This window comes from Ramlibacter paludis, from assembly GCF_022012305.1.
Classification (GTDB): Bacteria; Pseudomonadota; Gammaproteobacteria; order Burkholderiales; family Burkholderiaceae_C; genus Ramlibacter; species Ramlibacter paludis.
Map to the genome: position 1 here is coordinate 1,158,828 of NZ_JAKLTM010000001.1, position 22,001 is coordinate 1,180,828.

Below are 22,001 nucleotides of genomic sequence, written 5' to 3' on the forward strand. Positions count from 1 at the left end.
GCCTCAGCTGGAGAGGCCGCCTTCCGACGCCAGCTTCTCTTCGAGGTACTCGGCGCGCTGCGCGCCCCAGGCGGTGTTCTTGATGTGGCGCTGCGTGGCTTCCGGCAGGGCCGCAGTGTTGACGCCGTCCCAGACCTTGCGGCCCTTCCACGACAGGTTGTAGTACACCGACACGCCTTCGCGCAGCTTGGTCGCGTAGACCTGCGGCGGCAGCTTCAGCGCTTCCAGCTTGTCGGCGGACCACTCGGCGGCGTGCTTCATGTGCAGCGCGGCGGCGTACACGGCTTCCACCGGGTCGTTGGGGTTCTTCAGGCCCACGCCCTTGGCCGTGCCCGGCTCGAATTGCGCGAGGCCGTAGCTGCGCGTGCCGTTCTTGCCCATGCCGGTGCGCGGAACCCACGACGTTTCCGCCATGATCAGGCCGTACACGTCCTGGTAGTTCAGGCCGACTTCCTGCAGGCCGGCACGCTCGGCGGCAAACTTGGCCAGCAGCAGGCGCGAGGCCGCATCGGGCGTCATCACCTTCTCGCCGGCATGGTTCACCGGGACCCACTTGATCTTCTCGCGCACCGCGTCGGTGTTCGCGAAAGCGACGCGCACGGCGTCCTGGGTGCTCTCGCTGAGCTTGGTGAGCGGGTTGGCGGGAGCCACGGCGGCGGCCACGGCCATCGGCGCGGTTGCCACGGCCGCCGGAGCCGCCACGGTGCGCGACACGGCTTCGCTGACGGTCGTGGGGTTCAACCCCGCGAAGCCGACGACGGCAACAGTGGCAGCCAGGGCGAGCGGGAGGCGGGCGGGCAAGCTCTTCATGTGTCTTTCTCTGTAGGAATGTATTGACAGACCTGTAGGCCGCCACCGAGTTCGGCGTAGGCGCCAACCGGCTCATTCCCAACGGTGGTTCGTGCTTTTTTCCCGCGCTAAGCTCTGCTCCTGACAGTTTCCTGGCCCAGCGATATTCATGCGCATCCTCCTTGTCGAAGACGATGAAATGATCGGCCGCGCCGTTCTCGACCTCTTGCGTGGCGAGAACTACGCCACCGACTGGGTGCGCGATGGCTCTGCAGCAGACACCGCGCTGCAGGCCGGCCAGTACGACCTCGTGCTCCTGGACCTGGGCCTGCCGCGTACCGACGGACTGCAGGTCCTGCGCACGCTGCGGGCGCGCCGCAGCACCGTGCCCGTGCTGGTGGCGACCGCACGCGACGCCGTCGGCGACCGCGTGGCGGGCCTCGATGCCGGCGCGGACGACTACATCGTCAAGCCCTACGACACCGATGAACTGCTGGCCCGCGTGCGCGCGCTGTTGCGCCGCAGTGCGGGCCGCGCCGAGCCCCTGATCAGCCACAAGGGCGTAGACCTGAACCCCGCGACCAAGCAGGCCAACCTCAACGGCCAGCCGCTGGCGCTCTCGGCGCGCGAGTGGGCGCTGCTCGAGCCCATGCTGCAGCGTCCCGGCGTCGTCTTCTCGCGCGCGCAGCTCGAAGAGAAGCTGTACGGCTGGAAGGACGAAGTCAGCAGCAACGCGGTGGAGGTCTATGTGCACGGCCTGCGCAAGAAGCTGGGCTCCGATTTCATCAAGACCGTGCGCGGGCTCGGCTACGTGGTGCCACGCGATTGAATCCCTTCACGAACACCCATTCGCTGCGCGGGCGCCTGCTTGCGCTGGTGCTGGCCGCCATCGGCCTGGTGTCGCTGCTGCAGGCCAGCACGACCTATCGCACGGCCTTGCGCGAGGCCGACAAGATGTTCGACTTCCACCTGGAAGAAGTGGCGCGCTCGGTGCATGGCGGCGTGCCCCTCGTGCCGGGCAGCGAAGCATCCGAATATTCGGTCCAGGTGTGGGGGCCGGACGGCAGCGAGATCTACCGCAGCAATGGCGCGCAGCTGCCGGCGCAGGCGGTGCTGGGCTTTTCCGACACGCGCGTCAACGGCCTGCGGCTGCGCATCTACACCTTGCAGACGCCGGAGAACACGATCCAGATCGCGCAGGACCTCGATGCGCGTGAGGCACGAGCCCGCGTGCTGGCGGCCAATGCGGTGCTGCCGGTACTGCTGCTGACGCCGCTGCTGATGCTGGCCGTAGGCTGGGTCATCAATCGCTCGCTGGCACCGCTCACGCGCATGCGCAAGCAGGTGGCGGGCCGGGCCGCCACCGACCTGTCGCCGCTGCCCGCGCAGGGCGTGCCGCTGGAGGTGCAGCCGCTCGTGGCGGAGCTGAACCTGCTGTTCGGCCGCGTGCGCGAGACCTTGCAGACGCAGCAGAACTTCGTCGCCGATGCGGCGCATGAGCTTCGTTCGCCGCTGACCGCGCTGCGGCTTCAGGTGCAGGCCGCCGAACGGGCCCGGGACGAGACGGCGCGCGCGGGCGCGGTGGCCGACATGGCGGCCGGCATCGAACGCGCGATCGCGCTGGTGGAGCAGCTGCTGGTGCTGGCGCGTGCCGAGGGGGCCGAGGAAGGCGCGGCCGAGCCGGTGGACCTGGAGGCGCTGGCGCGCGAAACGGTGTCGGAACTGTTGCCGCGCGCGCAGGCCAAGGGCCAGGACCTCGGCCTGGCGGACGGCGCGCCGGTGATCGTGCAGGCCCCGCGCGAGGCGCTGCGGCTGGCGCTGCGCAACCTGGTCGACAACGCGATCAAGTACACGCCGGCGGGCGGCCGCATCGACATCGCCCTGGGACCGTCCTGGCTGGCGGTGGAAGACAGCGGGCCGGGGATTCCGGAGGCGGAGCGGCAGCGGGTGCTGGACCGGTTCTACCGCGTGCCGGGGAGCGGGGCGCAGGGGAGCGGGCTGGGCTTGGCGATCGTGAAGGCGGTTGCGGAGCGGATCGGCGCGGATCTCGTCCTGGCCGAATCGGCGCTCGGGGGGCTGCGCGTGGAGCTGCGCTTCGGGCGCCCCACCAGCCCGCCTTAAGCTTCATCTAAGCATCCGCCTGCACATTGGCAGGGTCCCTTTCCATTTCCAAGGACCCATGCCATGACCAGAACGAACCTCAAGGCCGCCCCGCTGGTGCTGGCCCTGCTCGGCGCCGGCGCCCTCGGCGGCGCGGCGGTCGAAGCTTTCCACCTGCAGGCGCCGGCCCGCGCCGCCGTGCTGCCGCCCATGCCCGCAGCGACGGTCACGTCGCCGGCGACCGGCACCGCCGTCGTCATGCCGGACTTCCCGCTGATCACGCAACGCTACGGCCCCGCCGTGGTGAACATCAGCGTGACCGGCAAGGCTTCGAGCGACGAGAACGGCGCCCAGTTCAACGGCGACCCGCTCGAATTCTTCCGCCAGTTCCAGCGCGGCATGCGGCCGCAGAAGCCGCAGCCCACGCACGGCATGGGCTCCGGCTTCATCGTCGGCGCCGACGGCGTGATCCTGACCAACGCGCACGTGGTCAAGGACGCCACCGACGTGATCGTGAAGCTCACCGACCGGCGCGAGTTCAAGGCCAAGGTGCTGGGTTCCGATCCCAAGACTGACGTCGCGGTGCTGAAGATCAACGCGGCCAACCTGCCGGTGGTGACGCTGGGCAGCACCGAGAACCTGCGCGTCGGCGAATGGGTGCTGGCCATCGGCGCGCCCTTCGGCTTCGAGAACACGGTGACGGCCGGCGTCGTCAGCGCCAAGGGCCGCGCGCTGCCGGACGACAGCGCCGTGCCCTTCATCCAGACCGACGTGGCGGTGAACCCCGGCAACTCCGGCGGCCCGCTGTTCAACGCGCGCGGCGAGGTGGTCGGCATCAACTCGCAGATCTACAGCCAGTCGGGCGGCTACCAGGGCGTGTCGTTCGCGATCCCGATCGACGTCGCCAGCCGCATCAAGGACCAGATCGTGGCCCACGGCAAGGTGGAGCACGCGCGGCTGGGCGTGGCGGTGCAGGAGGTGAACCAGAGCCTGGCCGATTCCTTCGGCCTGGATCGCCCCGAAGGCGCGCTGGTCTCCAGCGTGGAGAAGGGCAGCCCCGCCGATCGCGCCGGCCTGCAGGCCGGTGACGTGATCCGCGGCGTGAACGGCCGGCCCATCGTGGCCTCGGGCGACCTGCCGGCAGCCATCAGCCTGTCGACGCCGGGCGAACAGGTGGCGCTGGACGTGTGGCGCCAGGGCAAGAGGGTGGAGGTCACCGCGAAGCTGGCCGCGGCGAGCGACAAGGTCGCGGCGGTGTCGTCGTCGCCCGATGCGTCGGCGGGCGGGAAGCTGGGCCTGGCCCTGCGGCCGCTGCAGCCCGACGAGAAGGCACAGACCGGCATCCGCAACGGCCTGGTCGTGCAGGACGTGGCCGGCGCCGCCGAGCGCGCGGGCGTGGAAGAGGGCGACGTGGTGCTGGCCGTCAACGGCACGCCGGTGGCGACCGTGGAGCAGATGAAGGCCGCGCTCGCGAAGTCCGACAAGTCGGTGGCGCTGCTGATCCAGCGCGGGGACGACAAGATCTTCGTGCCGATCCGCATCGGTTGATGGGCGAACGGGAAGCCGGGGTTGCCACCCCGGCCTACGGTGTCCGGTAGGCTGGGGTGGCAACCCCGGCTCCCTCGTGCAACCACCGCCGCACGACGCCGTTGGTCCAGCCGAAGCCGTCCTGCAGCGGATACTCGCCCCCGGTGCCGCCGCGCGGCGCCGAATCGGGCCGCAGCGCATATTTCTCCACCAGGCGGTGCTCGCGCTCGAACAGGGCCTGCACGGTGCGCATCCAGCGCGTCCGGATCTCCGCCGCCAGCGACGTGTGGCCGTAGCGGCGCAGGCCCTCCACCGCCATCCACTGCAAGGGCGCCCAGCCGTTGGGTCGGTCCCACTGCTCGGTGGTTTCGTATTCGGTCGTGCCCAGGCCGCCGGGCGCGAGCAGGCGCGCCACGATTGCGGCGGCGACGGCTTCGGCCTGGGGCGCCGTGGCCACCCCGCAGAACAGCGGCACGACCGTCGCTGCGGTGAGCGCGCGCCGCTGCCGCCGCAGCTTCCAGTCGTAGTCGACGTAGATTCCTTCGCGCGCATTCCAGAACACCCGCGCGATCGCATGCGAGCGCGCGTCGGCGCGCTGCGCGAACTCGCGCGCCACGGTCTCGTCGCCGGCATGCCGCGCCAGCCGCGCGATGGTGCGCTCCAGTTCGTGCAGGAAGCAGTTCAGGTCCACCGGCAGCAGGTCGGTGGTGTGGATGTTGGCGAGCGAACCCGGAAGGTCTTCCCTGCACCAGCGCGAGCTGAAGTCCCAGCCGGTTTCGGCGGTGGCGCGCAGGTGCCGGTACACCTCGTGCGGGGGGCGCGCGCTCTGCGCCGCCGTCGCCACGTCTTCCGCCCAGGCTTCCTCGCGCGGCGTGTCGCGGTCGTCCCAATGACGATTGAGCACGCTGCCGTCCTCCAGCCGCACCACGCGGCGGTGCGGCGCGCCGGCCTGCACGTGGTGCTCGCCCTCCATCCAGAAGGCATGCTCGCGCCGCAGCTGCGGCAGGTAGCCGTGCGCGCTCGGCCCGCCGCGCTGCTCGCACAGCTGCGTCATCAGCGCGAACAGCGGCGGCTGCGAGCGGCTCAGGTAATAGGTGCGCGTGCCGTCCGGGACGTGGCCGTAGGTGTCGATCAGGTAGGCGAAGTTGTCGGTCATCGCGTGCAGCAGCTCCGCGCAGCCGCTCTCGGCCAGGCCCAGCATCGTGAAGTAGGAATCCCAGTAGTACTGCTCGATGAAGCGCCCGCCCGGCACGACGTAAGGGTGCGGCAGCTGCAGCAGCGAGCCGTGCACGGGATGCTGTTCGGGCTCGCGCGTGAGGCAGGGCCAAAGCGCATCGATGTGCTGGGCCAGCGTCCAGCCGTCCTGCGGCACGAACTGGCTGCGCGCGGGCGCCGGCGGATCGAAGTGCGTTTCGACGAAATGCTTCAAATCGAAGCCGGGTGCCGCGTGCTGCGCGCGGTAGGCGGTGAGGATAGTCTCCGGCGCCTGCCGCGGCGCGCAGTCGACGAAGGTCTTGCTGTCGGGGAACACGCGGCGCGATTGCACGGCGACGAAGAGTTCCCGGTAGCGGTCGGCCGGCGTCAGCGTGTCGGGCGCCGGCTGGCGTTCGGCCGCGGCGCGACGGGCATGGGGCAGGTGCGGCTCTTGGACGACAGGAGTCTTCATGTTGTTTGAAGGCAGGATAGCGCGCCGGGTTAGATTCAGGGGATGGACGCTTCATTCCCGCAGATCCGCCTGGCCCGGCCGGACGATGCCGACGTGCTGGCCGAATTCAACATCGCGATGGCGCACGAAACCGAGGGCAAGCGCCTGCTGCCGGCCGTGGTGGGCGCCGGCGTGCGCCGCATGCTGGCCGAGCCCGCGCTGGGCTTCTACCTGGTGGCCGAGGCGGACGGCGAGGTCGCGGGGTCGCTGATGGTCACCACCGAATGGAGCGATTGGCGCAACGGCCGCTTCTGGTGGATCCAGAGCGTCTACGTGCGGCCGCAGTGGCGCCGCCACGGCGTGTTCCGCGCGCTCTACCGGCACCTCACGGAAACCGCCGAGCGCACGCCGGATGTCTGCGGCTTCCGGCTCTATGTCGAGCACGAGAACACCGCGGCGCAAGCGACCTACCGTGCGCTGGGCATGGACGGTACGGATTACCTGCTGTTCGAGCAGATGAAGCAGGGCGTGGTGTACTTGGAGCCCTGACGGGAACGCGCGGGCCGGTCGGCGCATCCATGCAGCCACCACTCTGGAGAACGCCATGGTCCGCTTCCTGCCCGCCGCAGCGCTGCTGCTTCTTTCCGCCGCCCTGCCGGCGGCCCACGCCCAGGTCACCGATCCGCAGATCGCCGCCATCGTGGTGACCGCCAACGAGGTCGACATCGACGCCGGCAAGCTCGCGCACGGCAAGTCGAAGTCCGCCGAGGTGAAGAAATTTGCCGCGCAGATGGTCACCGACCACACCGGCGTCAACAAGGCGGCCACCGACCTGGTGAAGAAGCTCCAGGTCAAGCCCGAGGGCAATGCCACCGCCGACGGCCTGAAGCAGGGCGGCGACGAGAACATCGCCAGGCTCAAGAAACTCAAGGGCAAAGCCTTCGACAAGGCCTACGTGGACCACGAGGTCGACTACCACCAGGCCGTGCTGGATGCGATGGACAAGACGCTGATCCCGTCGGCACGGAACTCGGAGCTGAAGGCGCTGCTGGTCAAGGTGCGACCCGCGTTCGTCGCCCACCTGGAGCATGCGAAGCACCTGCAGGAGGGGCTGAAGTGAGCGCGCGATTCGCACTGCTGGCGGCGCTCCTGCTGCCGGGGTTCGCCTGCGCAGCCACGCACGAGGTGAAGATCGAGGGAATGCAGTTCTCGCCTGCGGCGCTGGTGGTGAAGAAGGGCGACAAGGTCGTGTGGCGCAACGCCGACCCGGTGCCGCACACCGCCACCGCCGCCGGCAGCTTCGATTCGAAGACGATCGCGGCGGGCAGGAGCTGGAGCCATACCGTGGGCAAGGCGGGCAAGTTCGCGTATGTGTGCAACTTGCATCCGACGATGAAGGGAACGTTGGTCGTCGAATGACGCCGGGCGGTGGTGGGGTCGGTTCGATCGTATAGCCGGCCCAGCATCGCAAGCCAGTTGGGGGGATGCTAGGAGGCCTCGAAGCTGAAGCCGACGCCGTACACCGAGCGGATCCACTCGTGGTCGTCCTGCGCGGCCGAGAGCTTGCGGCGCAGGTTCTTCACGTGGCTGTCCAGGACGCGTTCGCTGGTGTCCAGCGCGTCGGGATAGACCAGCTCCAGCAGCTGTGGCCGCGAGAAGATGCGGCCCGGCCGGCGCGCCAGAACGGCGAGCAGCTGGAACTCCTTGCGGGTCAGCGCCAGCTTCTGGCCGGCCAGCGTCGCCACGCCCTGCGTCTCGTCGAGATGCGGGCCCTTTCCCGGCGGCGCGGGCACCGCCCGCCGCAGCACGGCCTTCACCCGCGCCACTACTTCGCGCGGCGAGAAGGGCTTGCAGATGTAGTCGTCGGCGCCCAGCTCCAGTCCCAGCAGCCGGTCGACTTCCTCGACACGCGCGGTCAGCAGGATCACCGGCAGGCTGCCTTCCTTGCGCAACGCGCGCAGCACCTCCAGGCCGCTGCGCCCCGGCAGCATCACGTCCAGCAGCACCAGGTCCGGCGGGTCGGCCAGCGCGGCCTGCAGCGCCTGCTCGCCGTCGGCGAAGTGGCGTGGCGCCAGGCCGGCGGCGCGCAGGTAGTCCACCAGCACGGGGGCGATGTCCTGTTCGTCCTCGACGACGAAGATGCGGCTCATGCGAGGGGCAGCTCCAGCGTGATGCGCAGCCCGCCCAGGGGCGAAGGCTGGGCGGCGATGCGGCCGCCGTGCGCTTCGACGATGGCGCGGCAGATCGACAGGCCGAGGCCCGAGCCGCCCGTGGCGCGGTCGCGCGAAGCGTCGCCGCGGAAGAAGCGGTCGAACAGGCGCGGCAGGTCGGCGGCGGCGGGCGCGGGCGGCGTGTCGTCGAGCGTGATGACCAGGCGTTTGTCCTCGACGTCCGCATGCAGCACCAGGCGCCCGCCCGCTTGCGTGTAGCGGGCCGTGTTCTCCAGCAGGTTGGCGAAGACCTGCGCCAGCCGCGTCGGGTCGCCCCGGACCACGGGATCGCGCTGGTCGGCCAGCGCGCGCAAGCCCTCCAGGCCTTCGACCGCGATGCGGCCCTGCTGCAGCCGCGGCTCCATCTGGTCCACCGCCTCCAGCAGCGCGGCCAGCGGCCGCACCTCGGCCTGCGCCTGCTCGGCCCCGGCATGCGTCTCGTCCATCACCTGCCGCAGGTCCTCCACCAGCTTGCCCAGGCGCATCACCTGCGCATGCAGGCGGCTCGCGGTGTGCGCATCGAAGCTGCGCACGCCGTCCTGCAGCGCCTCGATCTCGGCACGCATGGCGGCGATGGGCGTGCGCAGTTCATGCGCGATGTCGGCCAGCCAGTGCTGGCGCGATTCCTCGACGGCGCCCAGCCGCGCGGCCATCGTGTTGAAGGTCTCGGTGAGCTGCGCCAGTTCGTCGTCGCCTTCGACCGGCACCCGCACGTTCAGCTTGCCATCGGCCACCGCACGCGCGGCACCGGCCAGCGATTGCAGCGAGGCCAGCCAGCGGCGCGCCAGCGCCAGCGAGATCAGCAGCGCCACCACCAGGCCGATCAGGCCGGTACCGAGCAGGTAGGTCGACTGGCGTGCGACGAAAGCCTCGTCGGCCCGCGTGCCCACGCCTTGCAGCGGCGCCAGGGCCAGGTAGCCGATGGTGCGGCCGTCGTGGGCAAGCGGCTTGCGCACGAGGTCTTCGAGGTCGACGTCGGCCTTGCCCGCCAGCACGGTGCGCCCGTCGGCGGCCAGCAGCGCCAGGCGGTGGTAGACGGTGATGGGGCCCGAGCGCGGGTCGTCGAGCGCGCCCGGCGGCGGGGGCGGCATGTAGCGCTGCGGCAGCACGTCCATCTGCGGCGCCAGCAGGGGCGGGCCGCGGCGCTCGTCGGGGCCGCGCCGCTGCGGCGGGCCGTCGCCGTGCGGGCCGCCGGCGAACTCGCGCCTAGGCCCGAAGCCGTTGCGCGGAAAACCGGGCAGCATCTGCGCGGCATGCCAGGCCTGCGGGTCGTCCTTCAGGAACTGCCAGCTGCCTTGCTTGGCGTAAGCCTGCTGCAGGTTGGCGGCCACCCAATCCAGGCGCGACAGCTCGATCTCCGCCACGTAAGGGCCGATGCCCCGCTGCAGTGCGAGCCGGGAGGTCGCGACGAACAGCGAGAGCAGCAACAGCAGCAGGAGCGTCAGCGCAAGGAAGACCTTGCGCTGCAAGGTGAGGCGCATGGCCGCACTCTACCCGGCGATTGGGGAGGAATCGTGGAGGCGCCTCCCAGATGCCTGCAAGATCGCCGCGCAAGCTGGGCGCGTCGCCAGGAGCCGCCATGCCGCATCGAACCCTCTCTCCCCTTGCCTTCCTGCGCCTGCTGCTGCCGGCCACCCTGGCACTCGCTTGCCTGGTGCGCGCACCCGGCGCGCGCGCCGAGGCCGCACCCGTCTGGTGGTCGGCCTTCAACGACGCGACGCTCAACCTGTTGCTGGCCGAAGCGGCGCCCCCCGCGGCTGCCGCGCCGCCGCTGCAGGCCTTGCTGGCGCTGCAACTGCAGGCCGATGCCACCGCGGCCTATGTGCTGGCGCGCGTGGCCAGCGTGCGCCTCATGAACGGCCGGTTGCTGGTCGACACCCTGCAGCGGCAGCTGGAACTCCTGCGCGCCGGCGGCGGGCCGGACGGCGATGCGGCGCGCAGTGCGCAGCAGGCGCTGGAGTCGGCGCAGGCGCGCCTGCCGCAGTTCGAGGCCCTACGCACTGCGAGCATCGACTTGCTGGCCCAGCGCACCGGCGGCACGCGCAGCGTGGCCATGTTGTCGCGCCAGCTTGCGCCCGCGCTGGGCGATGCGCGGCTGCCGGTGCCCGCCTTCGACGTGCCGCGCGAGCTGCCCGGCATCGTGCTGCGCCGCCGTCCCGACGTCGCGCAGGCGGAGGCGCAGCTCGCGCAAGCGGGCCGCGACACCGCCGCGGGGCAGCTGCGGCTGGCGCGCTACCTGCAGGCCTTGTCGGCGCCCATTGCGCCGGCCGAGGAGTCCATCGCGTCCGCCGTCGGTTCACAGCCCGAGGATGTCCTCGAGGCGGCGCGGCAGGACATCGCGCTGCGCCTGGCCCAGCTCGATGCGGCGGTGCAGGCCGCGAAGCAGCAGGAGGCGGCGCTGCTCGCGCTGCAGCCGCAGTACCTGGCGCTGCGCGAGCGCTTCCTGCGCGGCGAAGTGCCCGAGGCGCAGGCGCTGGGCGGGCTGGCGCGCATGCTGGTCGAAGAGGACCGGCTCGCGGCCAGCGGCGGTCAGCTGGCGATCGCCTGGATCGCGTTCCAGGCAAGCATCGGTGGCGCGGGGGATGCGAGTGCGAACGCCCTTTTGGGCGCGAAGCACGAGGCGGAATGAGCTACCAGTCGAACAGGCTCAGGCCCAGACTCAGTACCGTCCGCCGCCGGTTGTAATCCAGCAGGCTGTCGCCGTACCCGGTGAACAGCTGCGTGTGCCACTGCAGGCTGCCGAAGTGCGAGCCCGTGAAGGGCGACTTGACGGGGATCATCCACTGCAGGCGCGCCGAGCCGCGGTCCATCCGCTTCAAGGTGGTGCGCCAGGTGAAGGAGAGCAGCTGGCCGCCGCCGGTGGTCCAGGTCGCCAGCAGTTCGCCGCGGCCCACGTAGTCGCTGATCTCGGGGTTGTCGTCGGTTGCGGGATCCTCCGACATCCGTTTCCACAGGCGGCCTTGCAGGCTCAGCCCGCCGGCATGCTCCGCGCCCGCCATCAGGTAGACGCGGTTCCAGCTGCGCGACAGCGGCAGGCTCTGGCCGTTGGACTGGTGCACGATGCCGACCCCGCCGTAGCGCAACGCCCAGCCGCCGGCCAGCGGCTGCGCGAAGGGATAGACGTAGAACACTTCCGGCTCGTGGTCGGTCACGCGGAAGGGCCGCGAGAGGTCGCCGGTGAACAGCTGCCAGTACGACTGCTGGGTGTAGCCGAACCAGAGCGAATCCTGCAGCGGACCGGGCCCGCTCAACATGCCTTCGCCCAGCTTGCTGCGCACCGAGAGCTGGATGCGCGTCTCGGTCGTGCGATAAGGGGCGTCGGCCGTCGCGTTGTTGGCCGGGTTGCCCGAAGTCGGCTGGTGGTTCACGCTGTCCGAAGCGATGACCGACAGGCTGATCGGGCGGTAGCTGCGGATGCCGAAGGTGCCGCAACTGGTCGTGCGTTCCAGCTCCCAGAAGCGCGAGAGCTCCGAGGCCTGCGGATCGTGGCAGCCTTGTTCTTCGTCGCGGTTCCCCGGCGCGATGGCCACGGTGGCGGTCGTGGCGGCCGGTGTCGAAGCGGAGGCGGCGGCCGCCGGCGGCGGCGCCTGCCGGCCGGCCCAGGCGTCGAAGCAGGCGAGCCTTTCCTTGTCGCTGCCGATGGCGGCACAGGATTGCCAGCCGGCCGCTTGCTGCGCTTGCGCCGGCACGGTCGCGGCCAGCAGCGCCAGCAGCAGGCCGCCGGCGGTGAATTTCCATTGCATGGGGTCTCCCTCGAGACGTGCGAGCTTAGCGTGCCGGCAGGGCAGGCTTTCACGAACGGGTGTGGCCGTCACCCGCGTTTCGGGAGCAGCGCCAGCGCCACCGCGCCCGCGCTGCAGGCCATCGCCAGCAGTTCGATCGGCCCGAGCGGCTCGCCGCGCACGATCGCGCCGGTGAGCATGGCAACGACCGGCACCATCACCGAACCCAGGCCCGCGATGTGCGCCGGCAGCAGGCCGACGATGGCGAACCAGGTCACGTTGCCGAGGGCCATGGGCATGATGGTGATGTAGGCGACCACCAGGATCGACTGCCACGACGGCATAAACCAGGCGCCGCCGAACCACAGCGCACCCACGCCGATCGGCACCGCGGCGATCAGCAGCTGCCAGCCGGTCAGCACCAGCGGCGGCACCGGCGGCGGGTTGCGCTTCAGGAGGATGGTGCCGCCGGCCCAGCCGATGGCCGCCACGATGCCCGCGGCGAATCCGAGCGGCGCCTCGGCGTACGCATGCAAGCCGCGCCAGGCCAGCAGCGCCACCGCCATGAATCCGAGGAACAGCGCGAGGAGCGAGCGGCGCTCCAGCTTCTGCCGCAGGAACACCGCGCCCAGCAAGGCGGCCCACAACGGCATGGTGAAGCCCAGCACCGCGGCCTGGCCGGACGGAATCAGCACCGCCGAATAGGTGCTGGCGATGTTCCACACCACCAGGTAGGTGAGCGCCGCGGCGACGGTGGTCTTCCAGTAGGCGCGCGGAATGGCGAGGCTCTGCCCCTTGGCCCGGGCCACCGCCAGCAGCAGCGAGCCGGCGCCGACCAGCGACACGAAGCGGAAGGTCCACACCGACAGTTCGCGAACCGCCAGGGGGAAAAGGGTCCAGTTGGTGCCCCAGACGAGGGTGAGGACGGCAATCAGCGGCAGCGCCGCGCGCAGGGGGAGGGCTTGGGGCATGGACGCCCATCGTAGCCGCGCGCGGCGGCTGCACTCAGCCGGGCCGGCCCAATCGCTCCAGTTCGCGGAACACCAGCTCGGGATCCACCGGCTTGGCGAGGTGCAGGTCGAAGCCGGCTTCCAGCGCCGCCGCCTTGTCCTCCGCGGTGCCGTAGCCGGTCAGCGCCATGAACAAGGTGTCCGCCATCCCGGGGTCGGTGCGCAGTTCGCGCGCCACGTCGTAGCCGCTCATGCCGGGCAGGCCGATGTCGCACAGCAGCGCGTCGGGCCGGCGTTCGCGCGCCGCCGCGACGGCCTCCGGCCCCGAATGGGCCACGCGCACTTCGTAGCCCGAAAACTCCAGCAGCATGCGCAGCGTTTCGGCAGCGTCCTCGTTGTCCTCGGCCAGCAGCACGTGCAGCTTCTGGCCGCCGGGGTCGGGCGCGGATCCGTCGCTCGTCGCAGCCTCGTCGGCAGTTTCTTCCTGCGGCGGGTCGCAAGCCGGCAGCGTGACCACGAAGCGGCTGCCGCGGCCCTGGCCGTCGGAGAGCGCCTGCACCTCGCCGTCGTGCAGCTTCACCAGCTCGTTCACCATGGCGAGGCCGAGGCCCAGGCCGCCGCGCGCGCGGTCCAGCGTGCGGTCGGCCTGCACGAAGGGCTGGAAGACGTAGGCCAGGTCCGCAGGCTGGATGCCGTCGCCTTCGTCGGTGACCGCGAGACTGGCCTGGCCGCCGGCGCGCGCCACTTCCAGCAGCACGCGGGTGCCGGGCGGCGAGAACTTGATGGCGTTGTCCAACAGGTTCTCGACCACCTGGCCCAGGCGCGTGGCATCGCCGTCGACCCAGACCGGCTGGGGCGCGTCGACTTCCAGCCGCACTTCGCGCTGCACGGCGCTGCCCTGGTGCGCTTCGGCGCAGCGGCGCGCCAGGTCCGCCAGGTCCAGCGGCGCCCGGTCCAGCTCGATCTTGCCGCGCGTGAGGCGCGACACGTCGAGCAGCTGGGAAATCACGCTGCCCATGTGCGCGACCTGGCGCTCCACCACCTCGGTCAGGTGGCGTTGCCGCGGGGTCGCGGCTTCGGCACCCAGGGCGCGCGCCGCGTAACGCACCGGCGTGAGCGGGTTGCGCAATTCGTGCGCCAGCATGGCGAGGAATTCGTCCTTGCGCCGCGCTTCCTCGCGCTGCTGGTCCAGCAGGCGGCGCACCTGGAACTGGCGGTCGCGCGCGCGCAAGGCGCTGGCCACGGCCGTTGCGAGATCGCCCAGCGCCATGGGCCGCGTCAGCAGCGTGACGTTGCCCAGCGCGGCCAGCCGCGCAGGCGCCGGCGACACCTGCTCGCGCTGGGCGACCACGAGGATCGGCAGGTCGGACCAGGCGGGCTGGTGCTGCAGCCGGGCCTGCAACCAAGCGACCAGCGGCGCCGTCATGACTTCCTCGGCAATCAGCAGTGCGCCCGCCTCGTCGCACAGCTGGTCGCGCAGGTCGTCCGCGTCGCGGCAGCGCCGGCAGCGGTGGCCGTGGTCGTGGAGGACGCGGCAACTGAGTTCGCCGTCGCGGCCGGGCGCGAGCACGAGCACCTCCGCCTGCTCGTCCCGCGGGAGGCCGGCCCGGGCGTTCATCGGGTGGCCAGGTCTTCGTTGCGGCCGCGCCAGTCGGGCTGGCCCGACAGCACGCCGTGGAACTCGTGCAGCGCGTCGCCGATGTGCACGCCCGGCGGCGCGATCGACAGCTCGCGGATCAACACTTCGTGCGGGCCGCAGCGGCGCTTGACCACGGAGGCCGCACGCCGCACCGCGCCGCTGGCCTCGAAGTAGCGCAGCGCGATGGCCGCGTCGGCCAGGTAGCTCACGTCCACCGGCATGCTGGGGCTTTCGCCGATCATGCCCTGCTGGTTCATCGTCAGCAGCGTCACCACGTTGCGCAGCGCCAGGTACGTCAGCAGCTCGTGCATGTGCATGGCCAGGTGCGATTCGTCGGGCATGCCGGCCATGTAGCCGTTGAGCGAGTCGATCACCACCAGCCGCGCGTCCTGCTCCTCGACGTGGGCGCGGACCATGTGCGCGAATTCGCCGGGCGAGAACTCGGCCGGGTTGACCTGCACGATCTCCACCTGCCGCGCTTCGATCCGCTCGCGCAGCGGCATCTGCAGGCCGTCGGTCCGCGCCAGGTAGGCGCGCTTGGTCTCGTCGAACAGGTAGATGACGGCGCGTTCGCCGCGCCCGGCACTCGCCAGTGCGAACTGGCTGCACAAGGTGCTCTTGCCGGCGCCGGACGGGCCCATCACCAGCAGGCTGGAGCCGCGGTCGAGACCGCCGCCCAGCATCTGGTCCAGTGCGGGAATGCCGCTCGCGATTTCCGCGCGGTCCTCGGGCAAGGCGTGCTCGCTGGCGTTCAGGCGCGGATAGACCACGAGGCCGCCGGTCTTGAGTGCCACGTCGTGAAAGCCTTCGCGGTAATCCACCCCGCGCAGCTTGTGCACCCGCAGGCGGCGCCGCGGCTTGCCGTAGTCGGGAGCCGCCTGGTACAGGCCGATGATGCCGTGCACGACGCCTTCCCCGGCCGGGTCGCTCGGCTGCTCCAGGCCGTGCTCCTGGATCAGCAGCACGGTGGCGCCCATGCCGGCGAAGTGCTCGCGCAGCTGCAGCAGCTGGCGGCGGTAGCGCAGCGGGTCGCGAGCCAGCAGCTTGATGTCGGAAAAGGGATCGAACACCACGCGGCGGGGGCGCACCCGGGCGGCGACGTCCATGATGGCGCGCGTCACGTCGTGCAGCTCGATGTCGCCCGGCGCGAAGAAGGAGTACTCGGTGTCCTGCAGCGCGCCGCCTTCGGAGCCGGCTTGCGACACGTTGACGATGTTCACGCCGGCCAGGTCCCAGCCGTGCGCGCGGGCGGTGGAGCGCAGCTGCGACTCGGTTTCGGACAAGGTGCACCACAGCACTGTCTCGCCGCGCCGCACGCCCTCCAGCAGGAACTGCAGGCCCAGCGTGGTCTTGCCGGCGCCGGACGCGCCTTCCAACAGGTACAGCTGGCCGCTGGGCAGCCCACCCTTGAGGATGTCGTCGAGCCCGGCAATGCCGGTCGGGTCGATGGCGGGGCGGTCTGGCTGCATCCTGGGGCCTCTTGTTCGTATCGGGCGATGCTCGCGGAACCGGCCGTGTGCCGGACGGGAAGCAGCGAGCGAGCGGCGGACGGCCGGGAACAATGGCTGGGGTAGGCAGCCGCTGACGCGTGCAAGGGCCAGCCGACAGGCCGTGTGCGGCGATGCGGGAGAATTCAGGCGCCATGACGCACCCGCCTTACGAACCCCCGCGCTACGGCGCCGACGGCGGCATCGCCCGCATCACGCTGGCGCGTCCCGCCTACCGCAACCGCCTGCACAACGAGGACCTGGAACGCCTGCTGGCCCTGTTCGCGCAGGTGGATGCGGACGAGAGCATCCGCGTGGTGGTGCTGACGGCGGAGGTGCTGGCGCAGCGGCCGGTCTTCAGCGCGGGTTACCACACCGGCGAATTCGAAGCGGGCAAGCCGGCCGCGAACTTCGAGCAGGTGGCGCAGGCGCTGGAGCGGCTGCGGCCGCTGACGGTCTGCGCCCTGAACGGCAGCGTCTACGGCGGCGCCACCGACCTGGTGCTGGCGTGCGACTTCGCGCTCGGCGCCGAGGGCATCGAGATGCGCATGCCGGCGGCGGCGCTGGGGCTGCACTACTACGCGAGCGGCCTGGTGCGCTACGTGTCGCGGCTCGGGGTGACGGTGGCGAAGCGGGCCTTCCTGAGCGGCCAGGCGCTCGATGCGCAGACGTTGCTGCGGGTGGGCTACCTGCAGGAGCTGGTCCCGCCCGAGCGGCTGGAGGCGCGCGTGAACGAGTTCGCCGCGCACCTGGCGACACTGGCGCCGCTGGCCGCGCAGTCGATGAAGCAGTCGCTCAACGAAATCGCGCGCGGCGAGTACGACGTGGCGCGGCTGCGCGCGCGCGAGCAGGCGAGCGTCGACAGCGAGGATTTTGCCGAGGGACGCCGGGCGTTCGCGGAGCGGCGCAAGCCGGTGTGGAAAGGGCGCTGAGGCTCAGACCACCATGGGGGTCGATGCGCCATCCATCGACAGGATCGCCCCCGAGATGTAGCCGGCGCGCGGCGAGGCCAGGAACACCACCGCATTGGCGATGTCTTCCGGCTGCGCGAGTCGCCCGAGCGGCAGCTTGCTTTCGGCCTGCTTCAGCACGTCTTCGGCGCTGGTGTTGCGCAGGCGGGCATCCGCTGCGAGGCCCTCGGCCAGCCGGTCGGTGAGGGTCAGCGTCGGATTCACCGCATTCACCCGCACGCCCTTCGGTCCCCAGGCGGCGGCCAGTCCGGCGCTGGCCAGCATCAGCGCCGCGTTCGCCGCGCCGCCCGCGATGTGCGTCGTGGTCGCGATCTTGCCGCCCATGCCCACCACGTTCACGATCGCCCCGCCGCCGCGCGCGCCCATGCGCTTGACCAGCGGGTCCATCACGTGGACGTAGGTGAAGAACTTGGCCTGCATGGCGTCGTGCCAGGCTTGCGGCTCGAGCTCGTGGAAGGGCGTGCGGCGCGCGGCGCCCGCCGAATTGACGAGGATGTCGACCGGGCCGCGTTCCTTCTCGGCCTGGTCGATCATGGCCAGCGCCGCGGTTGCGTCCGTGAGGTCGGCGGCCAAGGCGCCCACCTCGGCCTTGCCGGAGCGCAGGCTGGCGCAGGCCCGGTCGGCGCGCGCCGCGTCGCGGCCGACGATGGTGACCTTGCAGCCTTCCCGCAGGAATTCCGCCGCGCAGGCATAGCCGATGCCGCGCGTGCCGCCGGTGATGAGCACGTGTTTGCCGGTGAGTTCGAGGTTCATGCCCGCATTGTCATCCCCGCGGAGGCGGGGAGCCAGGGTGCCCTGGATTCCCGCCTTCGCGGGAATGACGGAGCCGCAACGCGCGCGCGAACCACCAGCCCGCAATCGCCAGCCCCACCGCCGGCGCCAGCAGCATCGGTCCTGCCCCGAAGCGGTCGAACACCGTTCCGGCCCAGCTCACCCCCACCGCCTGCCCGGTGAACAGGCAGAAGGCGAACAGCGCCACCGAGGTTCCGCGCACGCTGGGCACCATCTGCGTGGCGTTGGTCTGCAAGGTGTTGTGGTACAGGTAGGTGCCGAAGCCGAGCACCAGCGAAACCGGGCCCGCGACCCAGCCCAGCGGCGACACGTAGAGCGCCACGAAGGACGCGCACATCGCGATGCCGCCCCACCACACCATGCGCCGCTCGCCGAAGCGCTGCACGATGCGCCGTGCCGAAACGGCGTACAACAGCCCGCCCACCGCATTGAGGGCCAGCAGCCCGGAAGCGGCCGACAGCGTGAGGCCATGGCGCTGCTGCAGGTAGGCCGGCAGGTAGGCCATGGGCCCGAGCAGCAGCAGGCCTTCCACCGCAACGGCGACCAGCACCTTTCGCGCCCAGGGTTCGCGCAGCACGGTGGTCAGCTGGGCGATGACGGCCACCCTCTTGCCGGAGTTCGAGATCGGTGCCGCGATGTTGCGCAGGTTGAGCGCCAGCAGCACGGCCACGACGACATAGCCCGCGCACAGCGTGAGGAAGGCGCCGCGCCAGCCCCAGCTCGAATCGGCGAACAACCCGCCCGCCAGCTGGCCGGCCATCATCCCGGACAAGGTGCCCAGCAGCATGCGCGCCAGCGTGGCCTGCCTCTGCTCGTACGGCACGGCGTCGCCGATGAAGGCCATCGACAGCGGAATCACGCCGGCCGCGGCGATGCCCCACAGCATGCGCAGGCCGACCAGCGCATCGAAGCCGGGCGCGAAGGCGCAGGCGAGCGAGCCGAGCGCGCAGCCGAAGAGCGCGATGCAGATGAGGCGCGCCTTGCCGTAGCGGTCGCCGAGCGGCCCGAAAGCCAGCTGCGACAGTCCGTAGGCGACGGCGAAGGTCAGCACCACGCGCCCCGCCGTGCCCGCGCTGATGCCGAAGTCGTGCGACAGGCGCGGGATCAGGCTGTCGCAGATGCGCAGCGCTGCGCCGCTGAAGAAGCCGGCCAGCGCCAGCAGCGTGATGGCCGTGCGCAGGCTGCGGTCGGGAGCGGCGTTCACGCGCGGCGCAGGAAAGCGGTCGCCGCGGCGATCACCGTGTCGGGCTGGTCCTTGTGCGGCGAGTGGCCGCAGGCGGGCAGTTCGAGCAGCTCGGCCTGGGGCACCCGGCGCGCGATGCCGCGCACCTGCTCCAGCGTGCCGTATTCGTCGTCCACGCCTTGCACCGCCAGCAGCGGGCAGCGGATGGCCGCGAGTTCTTCCTCGATGGACCAGTCGCGGAACGCGGGGGACAGCCAGATGTCGTTCCAGCCCCAGAAGGCCGAGTCGACGTCGTCGTGGTAGCGCGCGAGCCGCGCCCGCAAGTCCGTGTTGCGATAAGCCTCCCGGGCCTGCGCAATGCTGGTCACGGAGACTTCTTCCACCAGGATGTGCGGCGCCAGCACGATCGCTCCGCGCAAGGCCTGCGGAAACGCGGCGGCGTAGAGCAGGGCGATGGAGCCGCCGTCGCTGTGGCCGAACAGCCAGGGCCGCTCGACCTCCAGCGCGCGCAGCAAGGCGGGCAGAACTTCGCGCGCCTGGCGGTGCATGAAGTCGGGCTGCCACTGCTCGCCGGCGGCGCGCGGCGTCGACTTGCCGTAGCCCGGCCGCGAGTAGACCAGGCCGCGCACGCCGGCCGCGTCGCACAGCCGCGCCGGGAAGTCGCGCCACATCGCCACGGAGCCCAGGCCCTCGTGCAGGAACACGACGACGGGCGCCGCCCGCTCCCTGTTGCCGACCCACTGGTATTCGATGCGGACCCCGTCCAACGCCACGTTCTGCATGGCGGAAAGTGTATGCGGTACGCTTGCCGCATGAAGCCGACCGCCGCCATGCCCGAGGGCCAGGAAGAGATGCCGCAGGCCACGCGGCTGGACGACGTGCGCATCCGCGACGTGCGCCCGCTGATCTCGCCCGCGCTGCTGCAGTACGAGCTGCCCGCCGACGACGGCGTGCAGGCTTTCGTGGAGCGCAGCCGCACCGCGGTGGCGCAGGTGGTGCACGGCAACGATCCGCGGCTCCTGGTGGTGGTGGGGCCGTGCTCCATCCACGACCATGCGCAGGCCATGGAATATGCGCATCGCTTGCACGCGCTCGCCGGCGAGCTCGCGGACGACCTGCTGGTGGTGATGCGGGTCTATTTCGAGAAGCCGCGCACCACCGTGGGCTGGAAGGGTTTCATCAACGACCCGCGCCTGGACGGCAGCTTTCGCATCAACGAGGGGCTGCGCCGCGCGCGCGAGCTGCTGCTGGAGATCGCGCAGCTGGGCCTGCCGGCCGGCACTGAGTTCCTGGACCTGCTCAGCCCGCAGTACATCGCCGACCTGGTGAGCTGGGGCGCGATCGGCGCCCGCACCACGGAAAGCCCGAGCCACCGCCAGCTGGCGTCGGGCATGAGCTGCGCGATCGGCTTCAAGAACGGCACCGATGGCGGCGTGCAGATGGCGGCCGATGCGCTGATCGCGTGCCGCGCGCCGCATGCCTTCATGGGCATGACCAAGATGGGCCAGGTCGCGATCTTCGAGACCTCGGGCAACGACGACTGCCACATCATCCTGCGCGGCGGCAGCAAGGGCCCGAACTACGACGCGCCTTCGATCGAGGCGGCCTGCGGGCTGCTGCGCAAGTCGGGCGTGAGCGAACGCGTGATGGTCGATTGCTCGCATGCCAATTCGGCGAAGGACTGGAAGCGGCAGGTGGAAGTGGCCCACGAAGTGGCGCGCCAAGTGGAGAGCGGGGAGAAGCGCATCCTCGGCCTGATGATCGAAAGCCACCTGCAAGCCGGCAAGCAGGACCTGAAGCCCGGCGTGCCGCTGCAGCACGGCGTGTCGATCACCGATGGCTGCATCGGCTGGACGCAGACGGAAGAAGTGATGCGCGCGCTCGCCGCGGCTTCGCGCGCGCGGCGTTAGCCGCGGTTTCTTCGTCACCACGGCCTACGCGGGCCGTACATGTCGGGAATTCGTAGGCCGTTGGTGAGCGCAGCGAACCGCGGCTCCCCGCGTCAGCCTTCGTAGTTCTCCACCGTCCCCGGATCCCGCGGCGTGGCGTTGTCCGGGTTCTCGCCGAACTCGCGTTTGGCGCGGCGCTGGCGCAGCAGGTCCCAGCACTGGTCCAGCTCCACCTCCACCTGCTTCAGGCGCGCGTCGTTGCCGGCCGCGCCATCGCGCAGCTTGTGCTCTTCGTCGACGAGTTCGGTGATGTGCTGGAGGATGCTCTTGTCGTTCATCTTTCGGCCACTCCTGCGCCGGGGAGCGCGATGGTAACTCCATCTTGCGCGCTGCCGGCACTGCCGGTCGTCGGACGATTCCCACAGCGGCGGTGGAGAAGGCTGTGGACAACCGCGATGGAATCGCGTCCGAGCCGCGCCAATGCTTGCGCTCGACACGGTGCCCGGCAAAGAGGCAGCGTCAGGACCGCGCCCGCCACATGCGGGAGAACACTTCGTCCTTGTCCACCAGCAGGTGCTTCAGCCCGCCCAGCACGTGCAGGACGACCAGCGCCACCAGCACCCACACCAGGGTCTCGTGCAACTCGAAGAACTGTTTTGCGGTGGGACGGTCCGGCGCCGCCACCAGGTGCAGCGGCAGGCCGAAGAAGGCGAGCCCCAGGCGCGAGTAGGCCGAGCCGAGGGTGCCGGTGAAAGGCAGCACCACCATCACCCCATACATCAGCACCTGCGTGGCGTGCGACAGCAGCACCTGCCAGCGCGGCAGGCCAGCCGGCAGCGGCGCGGGCTTGTGGAAGAGGCGCCAGAGCAGCCGCAACAGCACCAGGGTGAACACGATGAGCCCGATGGACTTGTGCAGCGCGATCCACTGCTCGCCGCCGGGCTCGTGCTCCACGGTCATCATCCACCAGCCCAGTGCGGCCATGAAGACGATGAGCGCCGCCAGCACCCAGTGCAGCACGATGGCGGGCGTCGAATAGCGCCAGGCCACGGAAGGAGAGGTCGTCGTCGATTTCATGGCGTGCATGCTACGCGGCG

General features: G+C 70.8%; 22 protein-coding genes. 9 read left to right on the forward strand and 13 right to left on the reverse strand.

The window, feature by feature from the left end:
• Positions 1 to 3: 3 nt before the first annotated feature.
• Positions 4 to 810 carry a hypothetical protein gene (locus LZ009_RS05980; RefSeq protein WP_275696951.1) on the reverse strand — a complete coding sequence of 269 codons (807 nt, stop codon included), beginning with the start codon at positions 808 to 810 and terminating at the stop codon, positions 4 to 6.
• Positions 811 to 958: 148 nt separating this feature from the next.
• On the opposite strand from LZ009_RS05980, the gene LZ009_RS05985 reads away from it, so the two are divergent.
• The 3 genes from LZ009_RS05985 to LZ009_RS05995 all read left to right on the forward strand — a co-directional run bounded on the left by LZ009_RS05985 (position 959) and on the right by LZ009_RS05995 (position 4,437).
• On the forward strand, positions 959 to 1,618 hold the full coding sequence (locus LZ009_RS05985) for a response regulator (RefSeq protein ID WP_275696952.1): 660 nt from the start codon (positions 959 to 961) through the stop codon (positions 1,616 to 1,618).
• On the forward strand, positions 1,615 to 2,910 hold the full coding sequence (locus LZ009_RS05990; RefSeq protein ID WP_275696953.1) for an ATP-binding protein: 1,296 nt from the start codon (positions 1,615 to 1,617) through the stop codon (positions 2,908 to 2,910). The genes LZ009_RS05985 and LZ009_RS05990 overlap by 4 nt, the downstream gene beginning before the upstream one ends.
• A gap of 63 nt (positions 2,911 to 2,973) precedes the next feature.
• Positions 2,974 to 4,437: a DegQ family serine endoprotease gene (locus LZ009_RS05995; protein WP_275696954.1), complete on the forward strand. Its 1,464-nt coding sequence runs from the start codon at positions 2,974 to 2,976 to the stop codon at positions 4,435 to 4,437.
• A gap of 34 nt (positions 4,438 to 4,471) precedes the next feature.
• Here the strand turns inward: LZ009_RS05995 and treF are convergent, their stop codons facing one another.
• Entirely contained in the window at positions 4,472 to 6,082 is a 1,611-nt protein-coding gene (gene treF / locus LZ009_RS06000; RefSeq protein ID WP_275696955.1) for an alpha,alpha-trehalase TreF, read from the reverse strand.
• A 42-nt stretch (positions 6,083 to 6,124) separates the two neighbouring features.
• Between treF and LZ009_RS06005 the strand changes: the two genes are divergently transcribed.
• From LZ009_RS06005 to LZ009_RS06015, 3 genes are read left to right on the forward strand one after another with little or no spacing between them, the layout of a single operon-like run.
• A complete protein-coding gene (locus LZ009_RS06005) occupies positions 6,125 to 6,610 on the forward strand; it encodes a GNAT family N-acetyltransferase (protein WP_275696956.1) in 486 nt (161 codons plus the stop codon).
• Positions 6,611 to 6,665: 55 nt separating this feature from the next.
• A complete protein-coding gene (locus tag LZ009_RS06010) occupies positions 6,666 to 7,181 on the forward strand; it encodes a DUF4142 domain-containing protein (RefSeq protein WP_275696957.1) in 516 nt (171 codons plus the stop codon).
• Positions 7,178 to 7,480, forward strand: coding sequence for a cupredoxin domain-containing protein (locus LZ009_RS06015; protein WP_275696958.1), 303 nt, complete (start codon positions 7,178 to 7,180; stop codon positions 7,478 to 7,480). The genes LZ009_RS06010 and LZ009_RS06015 overlap by 4 nt, the downstream gene beginning before the upstream one ends.
• A 68-nt stretch (positions 7,481 to 7,548) precedes the next feature.
• Here the strand turns inward: LZ009_RS06015 and LZ009_RS06020 are convergent, their stop codons facing one another.
• Positions 7,549 to 8,211 carry a response regulator gene (locus LZ009_RS06020; protein WP_275696959.1) on the reverse strand — a complete coding sequence of 221 codons (663 nt, stop codon included), beginning with the start codon at positions 8,209 to 8,211 and terminating at the stop codon, positions 7,549 to 7,551.
• On the reverse strand, positions 8,208 to 9,752 hold the full coding sequence (locus LZ009_RS06025) for an ATP-binding protein (RefSeq protein ID WP_275696960.1): 1,545 nt from the start codon (positions 9,750 to 9,752) through the stop codon (positions 8,208 to 8,210). Before LZ009_RS06025 ends, LZ009_RS06020 begins: the two co-directional genes overlap by 4 nt.
• Positions 9,753 to 9,850: 98 nt before the next feature.
• Here LZ009_RS06025 and LZ009_RS06030 point away from each other — a divergent pair, with 98 nt between their 5' ends.
• Positions 9,851 to 10,900, forward strand: coding sequence for a hypothetical protein (locus LZ009_RS06030; RefSeq protein WP_275696961.1), 1,050 nt, complete (start codon positions 9,851 to 9,853; stop codon positions 10,898 to 10,900).
• A 1-nt stretch (position 10,901) separates the two neighbouring features.
• Here the strand turns inward: LZ009_RS06030 and LZ009_RS06035 are convergent, their stop codons facing one another.
• The 4 genes from LZ009_RS06035 to LZ009_RS06050 form a co-directional block, all read right to left on the reverse strand.
• Positions 10,902 to 12,014, reverse strand: coding sequence for a phospholipase A (locus tag LZ009_RS06035; RefSeq protein ID WP_275696962.1), 1,113 nt, complete (start codon positions 12,012 to 12,014; stop codon positions 10,902 to 10,904).
• Between the two features lie 68 nt (positions 12,015 to 12,082).
• Positions 12,083 to 12,964: a DMT family transporter gene (locus LZ009_RS06040; RefSeq protein WP_275696963.1), complete on the reverse strand. Its 882-nt coding sequence runs from the start codon at positions 12,962 to 12,964 to the stop codon at positions 12,083 to 12,085.
• Positions 12,965 to 12,998: 34 nt separating this feature from the next.
• On the reverse strand, positions 12,999 to 14,561 hold the full coding sequence (locus LZ009_RS06045) for a hybrid sensor histidine kinase/response regulator (protein WP_275696964.1): 1,563 nt from the start codon (positions 14,559 to 14,561) through the stop codon (positions 12,999 to 13,001).
• Positions 14,558 to 16,051: an ATPase domain-containing protein gene (locus tag LZ009_RS06050; protein ID WP_275696965.1), complete on the reverse strand. Its 1,494-nt coding sequence runs from the start codon at positions 16,049 to 16,051 to the stop codon at positions 14,558 to 14,560. Before LZ009_RS06050 ends, LZ009_RS06045 begins: the two co-directional genes overlap by 4 nt.
• Before the next feature lie 173 nt (positions 16,052 to 16,224).
• Between LZ009_RS06050 and LZ009_RS06055 the strand changes: the two genes are divergently transcribed.
• Positions 16,225 to 17,001 carry an enoyl-CoA hydratase/isomerase family protein gene (locus LZ009_RS06055; protein ID WP_275696966.1) on the forward strand — a complete coding sequence of 259 codons (777 nt, stop codon included), beginning with the start codon at positions 16,225 to 16,227 and terminating at the stop codon, positions 16,999 to 17,001.
• A 3-nt stretch (positions 17,002 to 17,004) separates the two neighbouring features.
• Here LZ009_RS06055 and LZ009_RS06060 read toward each other — a convergent pair whose 3' ends face one another.
• Genes LZ009_RS06060 through LZ009_RS06070 form a run of 3 tightly spaced genes read right to left on the reverse strand, consistent with a single transcriptional unit; the run spans position 17,005 to position 19,797 of the window.
• A complete protein-coding gene (locus LZ009_RS06060) occupies positions 17,005 to 17,793 on the reverse strand; it encodes an SDR family oxidoreductase (RefSeq protein WP_275696967.1) in 789 nt (262 codons plus the stop codon).
• 10 nt (positions 17,794 to 17,803) lie between these two features.
• Positions 17,804 to 19,036, reverse strand: coding sequence for an MFS transporter (locus LZ009_RS06065; protein ID WP_275696968.1), 1,233 nt, complete (start codon positions 19,034 to 19,036; stop codon positions 17,804 to 17,806).
• Positions 19,033 to 19,797 carry an alpha/beta fold hydrolase gene (locus tag LZ009_RS06070; RefSeq protein WP_275696969.1) on the reverse strand — a complete coding sequence of 255 codons (765 nt, stop codon included), beginning with the start codon at positions 19,795 to 19,797 and terminating at the stop codon, positions 19,033 to 19,035. The genes LZ009_RS06065 and LZ009_RS06070 overlap by 4 nt, the downstream gene beginning before the upstream one ends.
• A 30-nt stretch (positions 19,798 to 19,827) precedes the next feature.
• Between LZ009_RS06070 and LZ009_RS06075 the strand changes: the two genes are divergently transcribed.
• Complete coding sequence (locus tag LZ009_RS06075) at positions 19,828 to 20,925, forward strand: 3-deoxy-7-phosphoheptulonate synthase (protein WP_275696970.1); 1,098 nt, start codon at positions 19,828 to 19,830, stop codon at positions 20,923 to 20,925.
• Positions 20,926 to 21,017: 92 nt separating this feature from the next.
• Here the strand turns inward: LZ009_RS06075 and LZ009_RS06080 are convergent, their stop codons facing one another.
• A complete protein-coding gene (locus tag LZ009_RS06080; protein ID WP_275696971.1) occupies positions 21,018 to 21,242 on the reverse strand; it encodes a DUF2630 family protein in 225 nt (74 codons plus the stop codon).
• Between the two features lie 181 nt (positions 21,243 to 21,423).
• Positions 21,424 to 21,981: a cytochrome b gene (locus tag LZ009_RS06085; protein ID WP_275696972.1), complete on the reverse strand. Its 558-nt coding sequence runs from the start codon at positions 21,979 to 21,981 to the stop codon at positions 21,424 to 21,426.
• Between the last annotated feature and the right edge of the window lie 20 nt (positions 21,982 to 22,001).